The organism is Belnapia sp. AC561 (assembly GCF_979252845.1).
Genome location: NZ_CEEDBP010000037.1, coordinates 23,336 through 39,384 on the forward strand (window position 1 = coordinate 23,336; position 16,049 = coordinate 39,384).

The window sequence follows — 16,049 nt, forward strand, 5'->3', positions numbered from 1 at the left end:
GCGTCTTTCGGTGATTCGACCTCGGACGATCGCGCTCTAACGCCAGCTGTGCCGCGGCGCGTAGCCCAGCACCCGCCGCGCCTTGTCGATGCTCAGCAGGGTGCCGTGCTCCGCCACCGCGCCCAGCGGCACGTCGGGGAAATGCGCCGCCATCAGCGCCGCGCTCGGCTTCGCCATCAGCGTATCGGCGGCGGCGATGGTGAAGACGTCGCAGCCCGGCACCGCGGCCTCCAGCGCCAGCCGGCAGGCGAGGCCGACGTCCCGGCTGTCCACCCAGCTCCAGAGGTTCCAGCGCCGCAGCGTCTCATCCGCCTGGAAGCCGGGGATCAGCGCGTAGTCGGCGTCCTCCAGGATGTTGGAGATGCGGAAGCCGACGAAGCGCGTCCCCGGGTTCCAGCGGTGCATCTCCTCCGCCATCCGCTCACACAGGACCTTGGCCAGGGCATAGCCACTCTCCGGCACCAGCGCGTGGTCCTCGGTCACCGGGGCGAAGGCGGGCGGGGACCGGGTCAGCGGCAGCCCATAGGTGGTCTCGGAGGAGGCCCAGACCACCCGCTCCAGCCCCAGCAGGGTCGCGGCGCTGAAGATGTTGTAGGTGGTCATCAGGTTGTTCTGGAAGGTGACGGCATCGGGGGCCAGCCCCGGCGCCGGGATGCCGGCCATATGCACCACCGCGAAGGGCTGCCCCAGCGGCTCCCGCCGCCGGTCCACCGTGCCCGCCGCCCGGCGCAGCGCATCCACCGCCTGGCCCAGGTCGTTGAGATCGGCCTTTAGGAAATGGCAGAGCGGCTCCGCCGGCGGCGCCAGGTCCACGTTCATCACGCTGTAGCCATGCGCCAGCAGCTCGCGGATCGCCGCCCGGCCGGCCTTGCCGCTGCCGCCGGTGACGACGACGCTGCGCATCTCAGCGCCCTTCCAGGAAGGCCAGCACGGCGGCATTGAAGGCGGCGGGGTTGTCGCTGCTCATGCCATGCGCCGCATCGGGGATGCTCACGCGCCCGGCGAAGCCCGGCATTGTCCGCTCCAGCGCATCGATGATGGCGATGAAGCTCGGCTGGGTATTGGCGCCATGCACCAGCAGGGTCGGCACCCGGATGCCCTCGGCCGCGGCGCGGGAGAAGGGGCGGCGCTGCTCATGGATCTGCCCGGCCAGGGTATGGGCATTGTCGCGGCCGATCGTCTTGCGGGTCTCGCTTCGCTTCTCCCAGGCGCCGGGGCCGCCGGTATGCTCGGCGAAGCGGCGCAGCCCGCCCTCGACGTCGCCCGCCTGCACCAGCGCCGCCGCCTCGGCGAAGGCCTGCGCCTGCCGCCCCGGTCCGGCCACCGGCTTGCCACCGAGGCTCTCGTCCAGCTCGCCGCCCGGCTCGGCCAGCACCAGCCGGCCGATCAGCCCAGGATGCCGCTCCGCCAGGCGGAAGGCGATATGCCCGCCGCGGGAATGGCCGATCAGCCGCACCGGCCCGGTACCCAGCGCGGCGATGAAGGCCGCCATGTCCGCCACATGCTGGTCGATGCGGAAGCCCTCGCCGCTGCCGTCCCAGCGTTCCGGCCAGTAGTGCCGCAGGCTCGGCGCCACCACCCGGTACTGCGCGCCGAATGGCTCCATCTGCGGCGCCCAGTAGCGGTAGTCGTTCAGCGAGCCATGGATCAGCACCACCGGCTCGCCCTGGCCGGCTTCCACGAATTCCATCTGATAGCCGTTCACGGTGCAGCGCGGCATGGCCATTCCCCCTGGTTGGGCCACAGGATGCGCGGGTGGGCGCCTCTCGCCAAGCGCCAGCGGCACACCATCTCTTGTGCGAGGAGCCCCGCATGCGCCGCCGCCCCCTGCTCGCCGCCCTGGCTCCCCTTGGGGCCGCCACCCCCGCCCTGGCCCAGCCGGCGGAGGTGGATGCGCTGCTGGTCCTCGCCGTCGATGCCTCCGGCTCGATCGACGCGGACGAGTTCCAGCTCCAGCGCGAGGGCTATGCCGAGGCGCTGTCCCACCCGGCCGTGCTGGCCGCCATTGCCGGCAAGCCGCGCGGCGCGATCGGCGTCGCCATGGTGGAATGGGGCTCGCCCGGCGGCGCGGCGACGGTGGTGGACTGGATGCGCGTCGCCGACGCCGCCGGCGCCCAGGCCCTGGCGGCGGCGGTGCTCGCCGCCCCGCGCAGCCCGCAGAGCTGGAACGCCATCGGCGATGCGCTGGCGCATTGCACCCGGCTGATCGCCGCCGCGCCCTTCCGCGCGGCGGAGCGGGTCATCGACCTTTCGGGCGACGGCCCCGACCTGCGGTCCCTGGTCGCGGCCGCCACGGCACGGGATGCCGCGGTCGCCGCTGGCATCACCATCAATGCGCTGGCCGTCGCCGCCGCCGGCCAGGTGACCCGCTTCGGCGAGCCGCTGGCCGAGACCTACCGGCGGGAGGTGATCGGAGGGTCCGGCGCCTTCGTCGTCAGCGCCGAGGACCGCCGCGACATCGCCCGGGCGCTGCGGGCCAAGCTGGTGCGGGAAATCGCCTGAGCGGCCCGATGGCTGGAGGGCATCGCCCGGAGGCCTGAATCGGCCCGCCCAAAGCCGCTATTCGAGCTTCAGCCCGGCGGCCTTGATCACCCCGCCCCATTTGGTCAGCTCGCTGCGGATCAGCGCGGCGAATTGCACCTGGTCCTGCGGCCAGACCGCCGCGCCGCCGCGACGGATCTTCTCCGCCGTCTCCGCCCCCTGCACGATGCCGATGATCGCCGCCGAGAGCCGGTCCCGCACCGGCTGCGGCATGGAGGCCGAGCCGATGAAGCCGAACCAGACATAGACCTCGTAATCCGGAAGTCCGGCCTCCGCGAAGGTCGGCACATCCGGCAGCGCCGGATCGCGCGCGGTGCCCGTCACCGCCAGCGCCCGCAGCCGGCCACCCTGAATATTCGGCAGCACGTTCGGCAGGTTATCCACGCCGAGGTCGACCCGGCCGCCGATCAGGTCGGCGATGGCGGGCGCGCTGCCGCGATAGGGCACATGCACCATCTCGAGCCCCGCCTTCACCCGGAAGAGCTCGGCCGCCAAGTGCGGGCTGCTGCCGGCGCCGGAGCTGTAGTAGCTGAGCCTGCCCGGCTGCGCCTTCACCCGCTCGATCAGCCCGGCGAGGCTGGAGATCCCGCTATCGCTGTTCACCACCAGGCAGTTCATCAGCCGCGCGGTGACGCAGAGCGGGGCGATGTCCCTGGTGGAATCATAGCCGGTATTGGCGAAGAGGAAGGGGTTCATCGTCAGGTTGGCGGTATTGGCCACCGCAATGGTGTGGTGGTCCGTCGCCTGGGCCGTCGCGGCGATGGCCAGCGACCCACTCGCCCCCGGCCGGTTCTCCACCACGCCGATCTGCCCGACGGCATCGCCCATCCGCTCGCCGACCAGCCGCGCCAGCGTGTCGTTGAAGGCGCCGGGGGTATAGGGGACGATGATGCGGATCGGCCGGTCCGGCCAGGACTGCGCCCGCACCGGGGCGGCCAGCAGGGCAGGAGCCGCCAGTACTAGCCGGCGCGTCGTCTTCATTGGAATGCCTCCCGTTTTGCGGGAAGGCTACACGGGCCGCAGCCGACCGCGCAGTTCAAACTTCTGGATCTTGCCGGTCGAGGTCTTGGGCAATGGCCCGAAGCTGACCCGCTTCGGGCATTTGAAATGCGCGAGCCGTCCGCGGCACCAGGCGATCACTTCCGCCTCGGTCGGCGGCGGGCTGCCCGGCTTGGGCGTGACGAAGGCATGCGGCACCTCGCCCCACTTGTCGTCCGGCTCGGCGACGACGGCGGCTTCCATGATGCCGGGATGGGCATAGAGCACCTCCTCGACCTCGAGCGTCGAGATGTTCTCCCCGCCGGAGATGACGATGTCCTTGGCGCGGTCCTTCACCTCGATATAGCCATCGGCGTGCATCACGCCGAGGTCGCCGGTGTGGAACCACCCGCCCGCGAAGGCGGCCGCATTAGCCTCCGGGTTGCGGAGGTAGCCCTTCATCACGGTATTGCCGCGCAGCATCACCTCGCCCAGCGTGCGGCCATCCATCGGCACCGGCGCCATGGTCACGGCATCCAGCACCGCGGCTTCCTCCAGCATCGGGTGGTTGACGCCCTGCCGCGCCATGAAGGCGGATTTCTGTTCCAGCGGCATCTCGTCCAGCCCCGGCTGCCAGAGGCATATGGTCGCCGGGCCGTAGCACTCGGTCAGGCCATAGAGGTGGGTAACGGAAAAGCCCATCGCTTCCATCTGGGCGATGACCGGGGAGGGGGGTGCGGCACCGCCGGTGGCGATGGCCACGGCATGGTCGAAGCGGCGCTTCTGCTCCTCCGGCGCATGGATCAGCAGAGTGAGGACGATCGGCGCCGCGCACATGTGGGTCACCCCATGCGCGGCGATGGCGGCGAAGATGGCGCCCGGCTCGACGCGGCGCAGGCAGACATGGGTGCCGCCCTGCAGGGTGACGGCCCAGGTATAGGTCCAGCCGTTGCAGTGGAACATCGGCAGGGTCCACAGGTACACGCTGCGCGGCGTGAGGGTAAAGGCCAGCGCATTGGCCGTCGCATTCAGGTAGGCGCCGCGATGATGCGCGACGACCCCCTTCGGATTGCCCGTGGTGCCCGAGGTATAGGAAAGGCCGATCGCCTCCCACTCATCCGCCGGCGTGTGGATCGGCGCCGCCGGATCGCCGCCGGCGAGGAAACCCTCGTAGTCCTGCGCGCCGAGCGGCTCGCCCGCCGGCGCCTCGCTATCGATGATGTCGACCACGGGCAAGCCTTCCGGCATCGCCCCACGCACCACCCTGGTGAACTCCCGATCCACCAGCAGGAATTTCGCCTCGGAATGCCGCAGGATGAAGCCGATCGCCGGCCCGTCGAGGCGGATGTTGATCGTCAGCAGCACCGCGCCGGCCATCGGCACGCCGTAATGCGCCTCCAACATCTCCGGCGTATTCGGCGCCATGATGGCGACGACATCGCCGGGCCGCACGCCGGCCTGCCTCAGCGCGGCGGCGAGCCGCCGGCTGCGCTCCGCCATCTGCGCGTAGGTGTATCGCCGCGCCCCATGCACCACCGCGGTGCGGTCCGGGTAGATCCGCGCCGCCCGCAGCAGGAAGGAGATCGGCGAGAGCGGCACATGATTGGCCGCCTGCCGCGGCAGGTCGCCATCATCCACGATTGCTGCCCCAGGCGAAGAAGTCCTTCCCCTGGCGGCGGAGGAAATTGGCCAGCACCATGCGGTGGACTTCACTGGCACCATCGACCAGCCGCGCCTGGCGGGCGTAGCGGTACATCCACTCGACCGGCGTATCCTTGGAATAGCCCTTGGCGCCGAGCAGCTGCAGCGAGGTATCGACCGCCTTCTGCAGCGCATCGGCGACCACGATCTTGGCCATCGAGACCTCCTTCCGCGCCAGGCTCCCCTGGTCCAGCAGCCAGGCCGCGCGCATGGTCAGCAGCCGGCCGATCTCCAGCTCCATCGCCGCCTGGCCGACCATCTGCTGCACCGCCTCCTTCTCGACCAGCCGGGTGCCGAAGGACCGCCGCTGCTCGATATGCGCCATGGCGATCTCGAGCGCGCGGCGCCCCATGCCGGTCCAGCGCATGCAATGCGTCAGCCGCGCCGGGCCGAGGCGGATCTGCGTGACGCGCAGCCCGTCGCCGACGCCCATGAGGATATTGTCGTCGGTTACCTCGAGCCCGTCGAACTCCAGCTCGCAATGCCCGCCATGCTCCTCCGGCCCCATGATCGGGATGCGGCGGACGATCTTCCAGCCGGGCTGGTCGGCATGGAACAGGAAGGCCGTCAGCCCCGTCCGGTCATCCTCCCCGGTGCGGGCCATCAGGATGAAATGCTTCGATTCCCCGGCGCCGGTGATGTAGTGCTTGCGGCCGCTGATGACCCAGCGGTCGTTGCCGCGCCGCTCGGCCTTGGTATAGGTCATCGAGGGATCGCTGCCGCAGCCGTCGGGCTCGGTCATGGCGAAGCTCGACTGCACCTCGCCGTCGATGATCGGCTGCAGCCAGCGCGTCTTCTGCGCCTCGGTGCCGACCATGTTGAGGACGCGCATGTTGCCGTCGTCAGGTGCGGCGCCATGGAAGACCACGGGGCCGAAGATGCTGCGGTTCATCTCCTCGTAGAAGGCGGCCAGCGCGGTCATCGGATAGCCGCCGCCGCCGCGCTCCTTGGGCATGCCCAGCGCCCAGAGCCCCTCGGCCTTGGCCTGGGCCCGCATGCGCTTCAGCAATTCGGGGGCGATGTTCTCATGTTCGTCGAAGCTTGCGGCGTCGCTTTCCAGCGGGATCAACCGCTGCTCGACGAAGTCGCGGATGCGGGCCCGGGTCGCCTCGACCTCGGGGGGAAGGCTGAAATCGATCATCTGTCTGTCCTAGAGCGCGTTCACGGAATGGCCGCCATCCACCACCAGCGCCGCGCCCGTCATATGGGCGCCGGCCGGCGAGGCCAGCAGCAGCAGGGGGCCGGTCAGGTCGGCGGGCTGGCCCAGGCGCCGCTGCGGCACCCGCTTGACCACGGCCTGCCCGGCGTCGGAGGCAAAGAATTCGGTATTGATCGGCGTCTCGACATAGCCGGGGCAGAGTGCATTCACCCGGATGCCATGGCGCGCCCATTCGACCGCGAGCTGCTTCGTCATCTGCACCAGCCCGGCCTTGGAGGCGGTGTAGCCGACCACGCCCTGCAGGATGCGCAACCCGCCGATGGAGGCGATGTTGATGACCACGCCGCCGCGCTTCGCCGCCACCAGCCGCCGCGCCGCCTCGGTCGCCACCAGGAAGCCGCCGCGCAGGTTGACGTCGAGCACCGCATCCCAATCCGCGGCGCTCTGCTGCAGGGCGGGCTTCGAGACGGCGATGCCGGCATTGTTCAGGATGATGTCGCAGGGGGCGCCGAAGGCCGCTTCCGCCGCATCGAAGGCCGCCGCCACGCTTTCCGGCCGCGCCACGTCCAGCGGCACCGCCGCAGCGCCCGTGCCCAGCTCCGCCGCCAGGGCTTCCAGCGCCTCGACCCGCCGCGCCGCCAGCACGACCCGCGCCCCCGCCGCATGCAGGACGCGTGCGAAGTGGGCGCCGAGCGCGCCCGAGGCGCCGGTCACCAGCGCGGTCGAGCCGGCCAGGCCGAACAAGCCATTGATATCGATCATGCAGCCCTCCCGTTGGGCGGCACTTGACCACCGGGGGTGGCGGGAAGGCAAGGCCGGGGGTCGCGGCACTGCCGCGACGGCAAGCCCCCCGGACTCCTCTTCCATGTCCGGGAGCTGGCGGGTCCGGGAGTTGGCGACCGTCGTGCGGAGAGCGACCGACCCCATGTCGGAATGGTGCAGGACGCGGTGCGCCCTCGTCAGACCAGCGGCCGGACGCGACCCGAGACGCGGATGCCGGCCCCGGGTTCCGGCGGGATCGCCGCCGAGATACGCGACGGCACGCCCATGTCCCAGCCCTGGAGGATCTCGATGACCCCATCGTGGGGCCAGAGGATGTCCCGCAGGTATCCCGCCAGCGCCGCCGCCGCGGCACCCGTCGCCGGGTCCTCGTACACGCCGCCCGCGGCGAAGGGATTGCGGGCGTGGAAGAGCCTCGGCCCTTCGGCATGGACAAGGCTGATCGTCGCAAAGCCCTGCGCCAGCATCAGCCTGCGTCCCTCGGCCTGGTCGTAGCGCATCGCCTGCAGCCGGCCACGATCCCGCAGCGCCAGGATCAGGTGGCGGGCACCTGCCTCCGCCACGGCGGGCGGGATGCGGAGATCGAGCCCCGCCCGGTCGTACCCGAACAATTCCAGGGCCGCCTCCACCAGGCCGGGCTCCGCCGGCCGGCTCCGCGTCGGCGGTGATTGCAGGGTGGCCGTGTAGCTGTCCCCGGTCCGCCGCCCCTCGACGGTGATCCGCGCGTCGTTCAGCTGCAGCCGAAAAGTGCCGTCCCCCTGGCGGCGGGCCAGCGCCGCGCCGAGCGCGATCGTCGCATGGCCACAGAACGGCACCTCGATCTCCGGCGCGAAGTAGCGTACCCGCCAGGCCTCACCGTCCGGCGCGGCGAAGGCCGTCTCCGAATAATTCACCTCGGCCGCGATGGCCTGCATCGTCGCCTCGTCCGGGAGGTGGTCATGGATCACGACGCCGGCCGGATTTCCGCCGGCGGAACCTTCCGAAAAGGCGGCCAGGCGTTCCACCGTCCATTCCTGCAGCATCCAGCAAAGCCCCAAAGAAAATCGGCGTGGGTTCGGACGCGGCCCGTCCAGGGAGAGCGCCGTCGCGGCAGTGCCGCGACCCCGGCGTTCCTGTCTAGGGCATGATGTTCATCGCCGCCACGATCGGCGACCAGCGCGCGATCTCGCTCGCCAGCAGCGCAGCCGCCGCCTGCGGGCCGGCATCCGGCCAGGTCTCGCAGCCCGCGACGGCCAGGCGCTGCTGCACCGCCGGCTCCGCCAGCGCCTTGGCCGCCGCCGCCTGCAGCACCGCCAGCGCCTCCGGCGGGGTGCCGACCCGGGCGAACAATATCTGCCAGACCGTCATGTCATAGCCCGCGACCCCCGCCTCCCGCAGGCTCGGCAGGCCGGGGACCAGGGCGGAGGCGGCATCGGTCGAGACCGCCAGACCGCGCAGCTGCCCGTCGCGCAGCAGCGGCAGGATCATGGTCGGGCTGTCGATGGTGAAGTCGAGCCGCCCGGCCACCACGTCCTGCACCGAGGCCGCCGCCGCCCGATAGGGCACGATGGTGAAGTCGACGCCGGCCTTCTGCTGCAGCAGCACGCCCGCCATGTGGTTGCTGCCGCCCGGATTGGCCGCGCCGTAGTTAGCGGCGTCGCGCTTCTGCCGCAGCCAGGCCAGCAGCTCCTGCACGCTGCGCACCGGCACCGCCGGGTTCACCACCAGCACGAAGGGCTGCCGCGCCACCAGGGCCAGCGGCTGGAAATCCGCCATCGGGTCGAAGGGAAGCTGCGGATAGATGGTCTTCATCACCGCCTGGTTGTTGGTGCCGAGGAACAGCGTGTGGCCATCCGCCGGCGTCCGCAGGAAGGCGCCGGCGCCCACCGAGCTGCCGGCGCCGGCGATATTCTCGACCACCACCGGCCGCCCGAGGATCGGTGCCATCGCATCGGCCAGCACCCGGCCGACGATGTCGGTGACGCCGGCGACCGCGACCGGGATGATCAGCCGCACCGGCCGGTTCGGAAACCGCTCCTGCGCGATGGCCGGGGTGGCGAGGAGCGGCAGGGCCAGCAGATGTCGGCGCAGCATGGGGCGATGATCCTTCGGGATGGCTTCCGGGGTTGCAAGAGATGCGCCACCCTGTCGCGCATGACCATGCACCCCATCACCATCCAGGAACCCTTCCGCGCGGTCTTCTACGCGCCCTTCTATGCGGCGCTGGCCCGCGGCGACTACGCGGCGGAAGGCGTCGAGGTCACGCTCCGCACCGGCACCATCCCGGCCGATGCCAAGGATGCGGTGCTGGCCGGCGTCGCCGACCTCGCCTGGGGCGGGCCGATGCGCATCCTGCTGGCGCATGAGGCGGATCCCGCCAGCCCGCTCCGGAATTTCGGCGCGGTGGTGATGCGGGATCCCTTCTTCCTGCTCGGCCGCGCCCCGCGCCCGGAATTCACGCTGGCCGACCTCGCCGGCCTCCGCCTCGGCACGGTCGCCGAGGTGCCGACCCCCTGGTGGACCCTGCAGGAGGATATCCGCCAGGCCGGGCTCGACCCCACCGGCCTCGACCGCGTCACCGACCGGAGCATGGCGGAGAACCTCGCCGCGCTGGCCGCCGGGGAGCTCGACGTGATCCAGGTCTTCGAGCCCTTCGTGACCCTGGCCGAGGAGACCGGTGCCGCCCATGTCTGGCACAGCGCCGCCCATCGCGGCGTCACCGGCTATACCAGCTTCACCAGCAGCACCGAGCGGATGCAGGCCCGCCGGGCCGAGTTCAAGGCGATGCTGCGCGGCCTGGCGAAGACGCTCGCCTGGTTCGCCGCCACCCCGGCCGAGGCCATTGCCGCCCTGCTGGCGGACTATTACCCGGATCTGCCCCCGGCGCGGCTGGCCCGCTGCATCGCCCGCTACAAGGCACTCGGCCTCTGGACCGAGACGCCCTTCTACCCGGAGGAAGCCTTCACCCGGCTGGAGACGGCGATGCTCTCGGCCGGCGCCATCACCCGGCGGCCCGGCTTCGCCGCCACCGCGGACAATGGGCTGCTGGCCGAAGCCATGGCCTGAACGGCGGCGCGTTAACCCGATCGTTCCGATTGCCGGGGCACCCTCCCGGCCTGCGGTTCGAGACGGGAAAAAATCATTCCACGGTCCTCTCCGGCGGCGCCTGCCGCCTTCCTCTCCTTCTGGCTCACCCTCTGGCTCACCCTGGGCGCCCTGCCGGCGCCCGCCGCCGGGGTGCCGCCGCCCGGCACCGCGGCGGAGGGTGCGATCGAGCTGCTCGGCCGCCGGATCGCGCTGCCGCCCGGCCCCTGGGTGGTTGCCGCCAGCGGGCTCGGCCAGGCGCGTGGCGCGGCGCCGCCCGGGCATGGCGGCATCCTCGGCCTGCTGCTGCTGCGCCCGCCGGGCAGCCCGGCCGATGGCTTCGTCGCCATCCATGCCAACCTGCTGCCCGCCCGGCCCGGCGGCTGGGGCCCGGCCGCCGATTGCACCGCGCCGGATGCGCTGCACCGCGCCACCGCCGAGCCGCGCGACGGCCACCTCGGCTGCAGCTGGCTGCGTGCCCAGGCGGTCACCGATCCCGGCCTCGCCCGGATGCCGGCCTTCGCCGCCGCCGGTGCCGCCGCGGCCGGCCTGCCGCCGCTGCTGGTCGCCGGCTTCCGCATCGCCGATCGCGCCGACCTGCTGGATCTCCGCTTCGGCATCCTGCCGCCCGGCCCCAGCGCCGATGCCGCGGCTATCACCCGCCTCGCCGGCTGGATCGAGCTGGCCCGCGCCCAGGCGGAGGCGCGGCTGCTGTCGGAGGCCGCCCCGGTGCTGCCGCTGCCGCCGCCGCTGGAGGGTGCGCCGCCCGTGGTGGCGGAACTGCCGGCCTGGCGCCTCGGCCTCTACAAGCTGGCCTCCTACCGCGTCGCCTCCACCACGCTGAATGTCGTGCTGGCGGCGGCGCTCTCGGGCAGCATCGCCACCGGCGTGGTGGTCGCCTTCTGGCAGAGCCTGACCCATAGCGCGGTCTTCTACGGCAACGAGCTGGCCTGGGAATGGCCGCGCCCGCTGCCCGTCACCGACCTGGTGGCGCTGCCATGATCCGCCGCCTCGCCCTGCTGGTGCTGCTGGCCGCCGGCCCGGCGCTGGCCGAGCCCGCGGTGCTGGCCGGCTCGGTCGTCAGCCTCGCCGGCAAGGCCGCCCCGCTGCCCGGCACCGGCTGGCGCATCCTGGCCGAGGCCGCGGCCGGGGAAGGGGGCATGCAGCTCGCCATCCTCGCCCGGACCTCACCCGGCGCCGTGCCCGGCGCGCTCACCGCCCTGGCCATCCTCCGCGCCAATGGCGCGCCGCGCCGCGCCATCCACCCGCTGGCCTGGGACTGCACCCGGCGGGACAGCTACTTCGCCACCATCCGCTACGACACGCCGGTCGATGGCTACTGCGAATTCGGCAACCTGGTGCTGCCGGACTGGCAGGCGACGGAGGGTGCCTGGGGCCGCGCCGCGACCGGCCTGCGGGCGGAAATGCCCAGCCTGCCGGAGGCCATGCTCGAGGTCGGCGCCCAGGCCCGCAACCTCGCCCATGCGATCGACATCCGCCTCTACTTCCCGGCATCCGGTCCAAGTGACGGGGCAGGTGCCGGGGCAGGTGGGGGGGCAGGTGGGGGCGACTGGTCCAGCCACCCGCTCTCCCCCAGGGCTGCCGGCACCCCGGCCGTGGTTCTCGCCGCCGCCCAGCTCGCCGCCTTTGCCGGAATGCTGCAGCCGGAGCTGGAAGCCGGGCTGCGCGGCCGCCTGCCGCCGGAGGCCCCGCCGCTGCCGGAACTCGGCGACCTCGCCGCCCTGGGCGAGCGCCGCCGCCTGCTGCTGGAGGGCCGCCTCGCCGCCGCCGGCCTGCCCGCGGCGGCGCGCGCCGCGCTGCTCGACGCGCCGGAGGCGCCGGAGGTCCAGGGCTGGTCGCTGCAGCAGCGCAGCCTCGCCAAGGTCGTCACCTATCGCCTGGCCAGCACCCTCGACACCCTGCTGGTCTCCTGGCTCGTCACCGGCAGCGCGGCGCAGACCTTCGGCTTCGCCGGCGCCAATGCGGTGCTGAAGCCGATGCTGGCCTATGTGAACGAGCTGGCCTGGGCCTCCTCCGGCGTCGGCCGCCCGCGCGCCGCCCTGGTGCCGGTCGAGCTCGGCGCCATCGGCCAGGACCGCGCGCGATGAGGGCGCTGCTGCTCGTCCTGCTGCTGCTGGCGGCGGGGGCCGCCCAGGCGCAGCCCGGGGTCGTCTCCGGCCGGGTCCACCAGCCGCCGGATGACCCGGCCGACGGCATCCCGGATTTCATGGCCCTGAGCGGCAGCCTGACCAGCCTGCTGCAGCTGGACCGGCTGGGCCGCACCCAGGCCGGCCCGCCAGCCACCCATCTCAGCAGCGAATCCGCGCTCTATGCCCGCATCTGGCTGCCGCAGGGCCTCGCCGTCACCGGCTTCTTCCGGCTGGAACCGGCGCCCCGCACCGATCCCGGCGACCGCATCCTGACGGACCATACCGGCTGGGTGGATGCGCTCTATGCCCGCTGGTCGCTCGGCACCGTCTCCGTCTTCGGCGGCAAGATCCATCCGCGCTTCGGCATCGCCTGGGCCAATGCCCCCGGCCTCTACGGCAACGACATCGCCGCCGACTACGAGCTGCGGGAGAAGCTGGGCGCCGGCATGCGGCTCTGGCTCTCGGATATGCTGGGCGGCACTTTCGGCCAGCACAGCCTGCAGGCGGAGGTCTTCACCAGCGATACCTCGGCGCTGAGCAGCGGCATCCTGGCCCGCCGCTTCGCCACGCCGGTCACCGTGACGGACCCCGCCACCGGCTCGCCCACCGTCGTCTATCGCCGCCACTTCACCGGCAGCCACGCGGTCGGCGGGGCGGACAACGTGGATGGCATGGGCGGGGTGGTCGTCTCCCTCGCCGGGGTGCATGTGCCGCTGCCCGGGCCAGGGGGGGAGCTCGGCTATACCCTGGCCTGGTCCTCCCGCCGCCCCGGCACCGATGCCGCCGCCGCCGGGCGTTCGCATGCCGAGGCAGGATTTGCCGCCGGGCTCTTCCACAGCCTGCCGCTCGGTCCGGACCTGCAGCTCCTCTCGCTGGTCGATTACGTCCGGCACCGCAATTCCGGCGGCTTCCGGGCCGCCGATGCCGCCTGGCTGACCGCCAGCACCACGCTCCAGGCCGGGCCCTATACCGCCTCCCTCACCAGCCTCCACCGCCGCCGCGACGACCCCGGCAGCCTCCGGCCCATCACCCTGCGGGAGCAGGTCGTCAGCCTCTCGGCCGATCTCGGGGAGATCTCGGGGATTCCGCTGCTGGAGAACCTGGCCCTGGCGGCGGATTGGCGGCGGATCGACGATGCCGGCCGCATCACCCAGGGGATCGGCGCCGGATTGATCTGGAGCACGCGCTTCTGACAAACCGCGACAGGTGCAATGCCGTCTCAATGTGTTAAGGAAATCTCAATTTTTGGGATTTCCGCATCATGCTCCTCCGGCCCCTGCTCCTGCTGCTCGCCGCCCTGCTGGCCGCCCCCGCCGCCGCCCGGGCCGAGATGCCGCGCCCGGGCGATTGGCTCGACCGCGCCAATCGCTGGGTCCATGGGCTGAACGAGGACGGCGCCCGCAGCCTCGCCGCCGGCTGGGACCGGCTGGGCCTGAGCGACTCCGCCGCGGCGCCCCTGGTCGCCCCCGTGGTCGCTCCGGTGGCGGAGGCGCTGGGCCGCATGCTCTTCAACCTGGTGAACGAGCCGGTGGGCATGGTCAGCCATGCCGTCGCCGGCGACATGCGCCGCCTCGGCGATACCGCCGCCCGCTTCGCCATCAACTCCACCCTGGGGATCGGCGGCCTCTTCGACCGCGCCCAGGACTATGGCTTCGCGCCCAGCGGCGCCGATCTCGGCCTCGCGCTCTGCCGCCACGGCGTCCCGGCCGGGCCCTTCGTGGTCGTGCCGGTGCTCGGACCGCGCATGCTGCGGGATGCGGTCTCCGACGTGGTGCTGAGCAACCTCGTCATCCTCGCCCTGCTCAGCCCGCTGGCCGGCCCGGTGCTGAGCCCAGGCGCGGTGCTCGCCATCGCCGTGCTGGACGAGGTGGCGGTGCTGGCCGTCGCCCGTCGCCTCGACCCGGAGGCGGCGGCGCTGTCCGGGCTCGACTACGACTCCCTGCGCCTCGCCCATACCGCCCGGCGCGCCCTGCGCTGCGCCGAGCCGCCGGGCCAGGGCTGAGCGGTCAGCCCGGCTTCGCCATCCCGATCTCGAGCTGCCAGCCCGCCGCGGTCAGCGGGAATTCCTTCACCGCCTGCCGCACCGCGATCTGGTAGATCGGCTGGAACAGGATGAAGTGGTTGGCCTGGTCCACCATGGCCCGCTGCCATTCCACCCAGAGCGCGGCCGCCTTGGCCTTGTCCGGCTCCTCCGCCGCGCGCTTGACCAGCGCCGTCATCTCCGGCGGCACCGGCCAATGGACGCGCCGCGCCACGCGCTCCACCACCGCCGCGGCCCAGAGCTCGTTCTCCACCGCCGGCGGGTTCCAGAAGGTCAGCACCCCGCCCTGCGACTTGCCGGTGGTGAAGGTGGTGCGCAGGTTCACTTGGTCCATCGGCGCCAGCTTCGCCCGGATGCCGACGCGGGCGACATCCGCCTGGATCTTCTGCGCCAGCAGCTGGTAGGAAACCCCGGCGACGGCCGCGTTGCCATAGGCGATCTCGAATTCGAAGCCCTCGGCGAAGCCGCCCTCCTGCAGCAGCTGCTTCGCCTTCTCCAGGTCCTGCCTGTAGCCGATCTCGCGTGCCACCGTCTCGGTGCTGCCATTCACCCCGATCGGCAGGAAATGCGCCGGCCGCAGCGCCGCGCCGCCCAGCATGCTGTTGACGATGCCGTCGTAGTCGATCGCATGGCCGATCGCCTGGCGGCAGGCCTTCTGCCCCAGCGCCTTGTTGAACTCGGCATTCTGCGTCAGCGCCATGTAGACGAAGTCGAGGCTCGGCAGCCGCTCCGCCCGTACCTGCGGCTCGTCCCGCAGGGTGGCGATCTGCTCCGGGATCAGGTTGAAGGCGGCCTGGATATCGCCACGGCGGATCGCCAGCAGTTGCGCCGCGCTGTCGCTGAAGTGCCGGATCACCACGCGTTCGTAGGCCGGCGCGCCGCGCCAGTGGTTCGGGTTGCGCACCAGCTGGATCTGCTGGTTCCGCTCCCAGCGTACGAGGCGATACGGCCCGGTGCCGGCGCTGTTCTGGTTCAGCCAGTCGGTCGCCTTGTCGGTGTCCTTGGCATCCGCCGCCATGCTGCCGCCGTGCTGCATCACCAGCTTCTTCTCGGTGATGCCGAAGGTCGGCGCGCAGAGGATGTTCAGCAGCGGCGCCGCCGGGTCGTTCATGATGAGGTCGATGGTCTTCGCATCGACGATCTCGCAGCGGTCCACCGCCTTCACGTATGCTTGGGTCTGCTCCTTCATCGCCAACAGCCGCTGGAAGGTGAACTGCACGTCCTCCGCGGTCATCACCGCGCCGGAGGCGAATCTCACCCCCTCCCGCAGGGTGAAGCGCCAGCCCTTGCCATCCGGCGTCCGCGCCCAGGCGGTGGCGAGCGACGGCTTCGGCTCGACGTAGTCGCCCGGCGCCAGGGTCATCAGCGCGTCATAGGTGGCGGCCAGCGTCATCGGCGGCGTGTATTGCGCCTGCTTCACCGGATCGAGGGTGATGGTGTCGCTGATGTCGATGCCGATCACCAGGGTCGCGCCGCGCGCCTGGGCCCAGGCCGGGCCGGCGGGCAGCATCGCTGCAGCCCCTGCGCCCAGCAGCGCCAGCAATTCGCGCCGGGCTATCGGCTGCATCGTCTCGGTGACCATCGCGGACCCCTCCCAGGGTGGCCCCGCGGTTTGCCCGCGGCGGCCGATGCGGCA

15 protein-coding genes are annotated in these 16,049 nt (G+C 71.9%); 6 read left to right on the forward strand and 9 right to left on the reverse strand.

Annotated elements, in window-relative coordinates; genetic code table 11:
* Window positions 1-36 precede the first annotated feature (36 nt).
* The gene (locus AC0IW9_RS23980) at window positions 37-903 is read right to left on the reverse strand and encodes an NAD-dependent epimerase/dehydratase family protein (RefSeq protein WP_471650833.1); all 867 of its coding nucleotides are present in this window, start codon (window positions 901-903) and stop codon (window positions 37-39) included.
* A gap of 1 nt (window position 904) precedes the next feature.
* Window positions 905-1,720 carry an alpha/beta fold hydrolase gene (locus AC0IW9_RS23985; protein WP_471650834.1) on the reverse strand — a complete coding sequence of 272 codons (816 nt, stop codon included), beginning with the start codon at window positions 1,718-1,720 and terminating at the stop codon, window positions 905-907.
* 92 nt (window positions 1,721-1,812) lie between these two features.
* On the opposite strand from AC0IW9_RS23985, the gene AC0IW9_RS23990 reads away from it, so the two are divergent.
* Window positions 1,813-2,502, forward strand: coding sequence for a DUF1194 domain-containing protein (locus tag AC0IW9_RS23990; RefSeq protein WP_471650835.1), 690 nt, complete (start codon window positions 1,813-1,815; stop codon window positions 2,500-2,502).
* Window positions 2,503-2,559: 57 nt separating this feature from the next.
* On the opposite strand, the gene AC0IW9_RS23995 is transcribed toward AC0IW9_RS23990, so the two are convergent.
* From AC0IW9_RS23995 to AC0IW9_RS24020, 6 genes are all read right to left on the reverse strand, one after another.
* Window positions 2,560-3,522 carry a Bug family tripartite tricarboxylate transporter substrate binding protein gene (locus AC0IW9_RS23995; protein WP_471650836.1) on the reverse strand — a complete coding sequence of 321 codons (963 nt, stop codon included), beginning with the start codon at window positions 3,520-3,522 and terminating at the stop codon, window positions 2,560-2,562.
* Window positions 3,523-3,549: 27 nt separating this feature from the next.
* Window positions 3,550-5,157: an acyl-CoA synthetase gene (locus AC0IW9_RS24000; RefSeq protein ID WP_471650837.1), complete on the reverse strand. Its 1,608-nt coding sequence runs from the start codon at window positions 5,155-5,157 to the stop codon at window positions 3,550-3,552.
* Entirely contained in the window at window positions 5,150-6,361 is a 1,212-nt protein-coding gene (locus AC0IW9_RS24005; RefSeq protein ID WP_471650838.1) for an acyl-CoA dehydrogenase family protein, read from the reverse strand. Before AC0IW9_RS24005 ends, AC0IW9_RS24000 begins: the two co-directional genes overlap by 8 nt.
* A 9-nt stretch (window positions 6,362-6,370) precedes the next feature.
* Window positions 6,371-7,141 carry an SDR family NAD(P)-dependent oxidoreductase gene (locus tag AC0IW9_RS24010; protein ID WP_471650839.1) on the reverse strand — a complete coding sequence of 257 codons (771 nt, stop codon included), beginning with the start codon at window positions 7,139-7,141 and terminating at the stop codon, window positions 6,371-6,373.
* A gap of 197 nt (window positions 7,142-7,338) precedes the next feature.
* Window positions 7,339-8,181, reverse strand: a complete 843-nt coding sequence (locus AC0IW9_RS24015; RefSeq protein ID WP_471650840.1) for a PhzF family phenazine biosynthesis protein — start codon at window positions 8,179-8,181, stop codon at window positions 7,339-7,341.
* 94 nt (window positions 8,182-8,275) lie between these two features.
* Window positions 8,276-9,232 (reverse strand): Bug family tripartite tricarboxylate transporter substrate binding protein, encoded by a 957-nt coding sequence (locus AC0IW9_RS24020; RefSeq protein WP_471650841.1) that lies wholly within the window; start codon window positions 9,230-9,232, stop codon window positions 8,276-8,278.
* A gap of 60 nt (window positions 9,233-9,292) precedes the next feature.
* Here AC0IW9_RS24020 and AC0IW9_RS24025 point away from each other — a divergent pair, with 60 nt between their 5' ends.
* From AC0IW9_RS24025 to AC0IW9_RS24045, 5 genes are all read left to right on the forward strand, one after another.
* Window positions 9,293-10,204 carry an ABC transporter substrate-binding protein gene (locus tag AC0IW9_RS24025; RefSeq protein WP_471650842.1) on the forward strand — a complete coding sequence of 304 codons (912 nt, stop codon included), beginning with the start codon at window positions 9,293-9,295 and terminating at the stop codon, window positions 10,202-10,204.
* A 171-nt stretch (window positions 10,205-10,375) separates the two neighbouring features.
* A complete protein-coding gene (locus AC0IW9_RS24030) occupies window positions 10,376-11,224 on the forward strand; it encodes a DUF2061 domain-containing protein (RefSeq protein WP_471650843.1) in 849 nt (282 codons plus the stop codon).
* The gene (locus tag AC0IW9_RS24035) at window positions 11,221-12,330 is read left to right on the forward strand and encodes a DUF2061 domain-containing protein (RefSeq protein ID WP_471650844.1); all 1,110 of its coding nucleotides are present in this window, start codon (window positions 11,221-11,223) and stop codon (window positions 12,328-12,330) included. The genes AC0IW9_RS24030 and AC0IW9_RS24035 overlap by 4 nt, the downstream gene beginning before the upstream one ends.
* Window positions 12,327-13,565 (forward strand): hypothetical protein, encoded by a 1,239-nt coding sequence (locus AC0IW9_RS24040; RefSeq protein ID WP_471650845.1) that lies wholly within the window; start codon window positions 12,327-12,329, stop codon window positions 13,563-13,565. The genes AC0IW9_RS24035 and AC0IW9_RS24040 overlap by 4 nt, the downstream gene beginning before the upstream one ends.
* A 68-nt stretch (window positions 13,566-13,633) precedes the next feature.
* Window positions 13,634-14,374, forward strand: a complete 741-nt coding sequence (locus tag AC0IW9_RS24045) for an MlaA family lipoprotein (protein ID WP_471650846.1) — start codon at window positions 13,634-13,636, stop codon at window positions 14,372-14,374.
* Window positions 14,375-14,378: 4 nt separating this feature from the next.
* Here the strand turns inward: AC0IW9_RS24045 and AC0IW9_RS24050 are convergent, their stop codons facing one another.
* The gene (locus AC0IW9_RS24050) at window positions 14,379-15,995 is read right to left on the reverse strand and encodes an ABC transporter substrate-binding protein (RefSeq protein WP_471650847.1); all 1,617 of its coding nucleotides are present in this window, start codon (window positions 15,993-15,995) and stop codon (window positions 14,379-14,381) included.
* Window positions 15,996-16,049 lie beyond the last annotated feature (54 nt).

Bases quoted from the DNA above. Each gene is read 5' to 3' on its own strand.
- AC0IW9_RS23980 (WP_471650833.1), bottom strand. From the start codon at position 903: ATGCGCAGCGTCGTCGTCACCGGCGGCAGCGGCAAGGCCGGCCGGGCG.
- AC0IW9_RS23985 (WP_471650834.1), bottom strand. From the start codon at position 1,720: ATGCCGCGCTGCACCGTGAACGGCTATCAGATGGAATTCGTGGAAGCC.
- AC0IW9_RS23990 (WP_471650835.1), top strand. From the start codon at position 1,813: ATGCGCCGCCGCCCCCTGCTCGCCGCCCTGGCTCCCCTTGGGGCCGCC.
- AC0IW9_RS23995 (WP_471650836.1), bottom strand. From the start codon at position 3,522: ATGAAGACGACGCGCCGGCTAGTACTGGCGGCTCCTGCCCTGCTGGCC.
- AC0IW9_RS24005 (WP_471650838.1), bottom strand. From the start codon at position 6,361: ATGATCGATTTCAGCCTTCCCCCCGAGGTCGAGGCGACCCGGGCCCGC.
- AC0IW9_RS24010 (WP_471650839.1), bottom strand. From the start codon at position 7,141: ATGATCGATATCAATGGCTTGTTCGGCCTGGCCGGCTCGACCGCGCTG.
- AC0IW9_RS24015 (WP_471650840.1), bottom strand. From the start codon at position 8,181: ATGCTGCAGGAATGGACGGTGGAACGCCTGGCCGCCTTTTCGGAAGGT.
- AC0IW9_RS24020 (WP_471650841.1), bottom strand. From the start codon at position 9,232: ATGCTGCGCCGACATCTGCTGGCCCTGCCGCTCCTCGCCACCCCGGCC.
- AC0IW9_RS24025 (WP_471650842.1), top strand. From the start codon at position 9,293: ATGACCATGCACCCCATCACCATCCAGGAACCCTTCCGCGCGGTCTTC.
- AC0IW9_RS24035 (WP_471650844.1), top strand. From the start codon at position 11,221: ATGATCCGCCGCCTCGCCCTGCTGGTGCTGCTGGCCGCCGGCCCGGCG.
- AC0IW9_RS24040 (WP_471650845.1), top strand. From the start codon at position 12,327: ATGAGGGCGCTGCTGCTCGTCCTGCTGCTGCTGGCGGCGGGGGCCGCC.
- AC0IW9_RS24045 (WP_471650846.1), top strand. From the start codon at position 13,634: ATGCTCCTCCGGCCCCTGCTCCTGCTGCTCGCCGCCCTGCTGGCCGCC.
- AC0IW9_RS24050 (WP_471650847.1), bottom strand. From the start codon at position 15,995: ATGGTCACCGAGACGATGCAGCCGATAGCCCGGCGCGAATTGCTGGCG.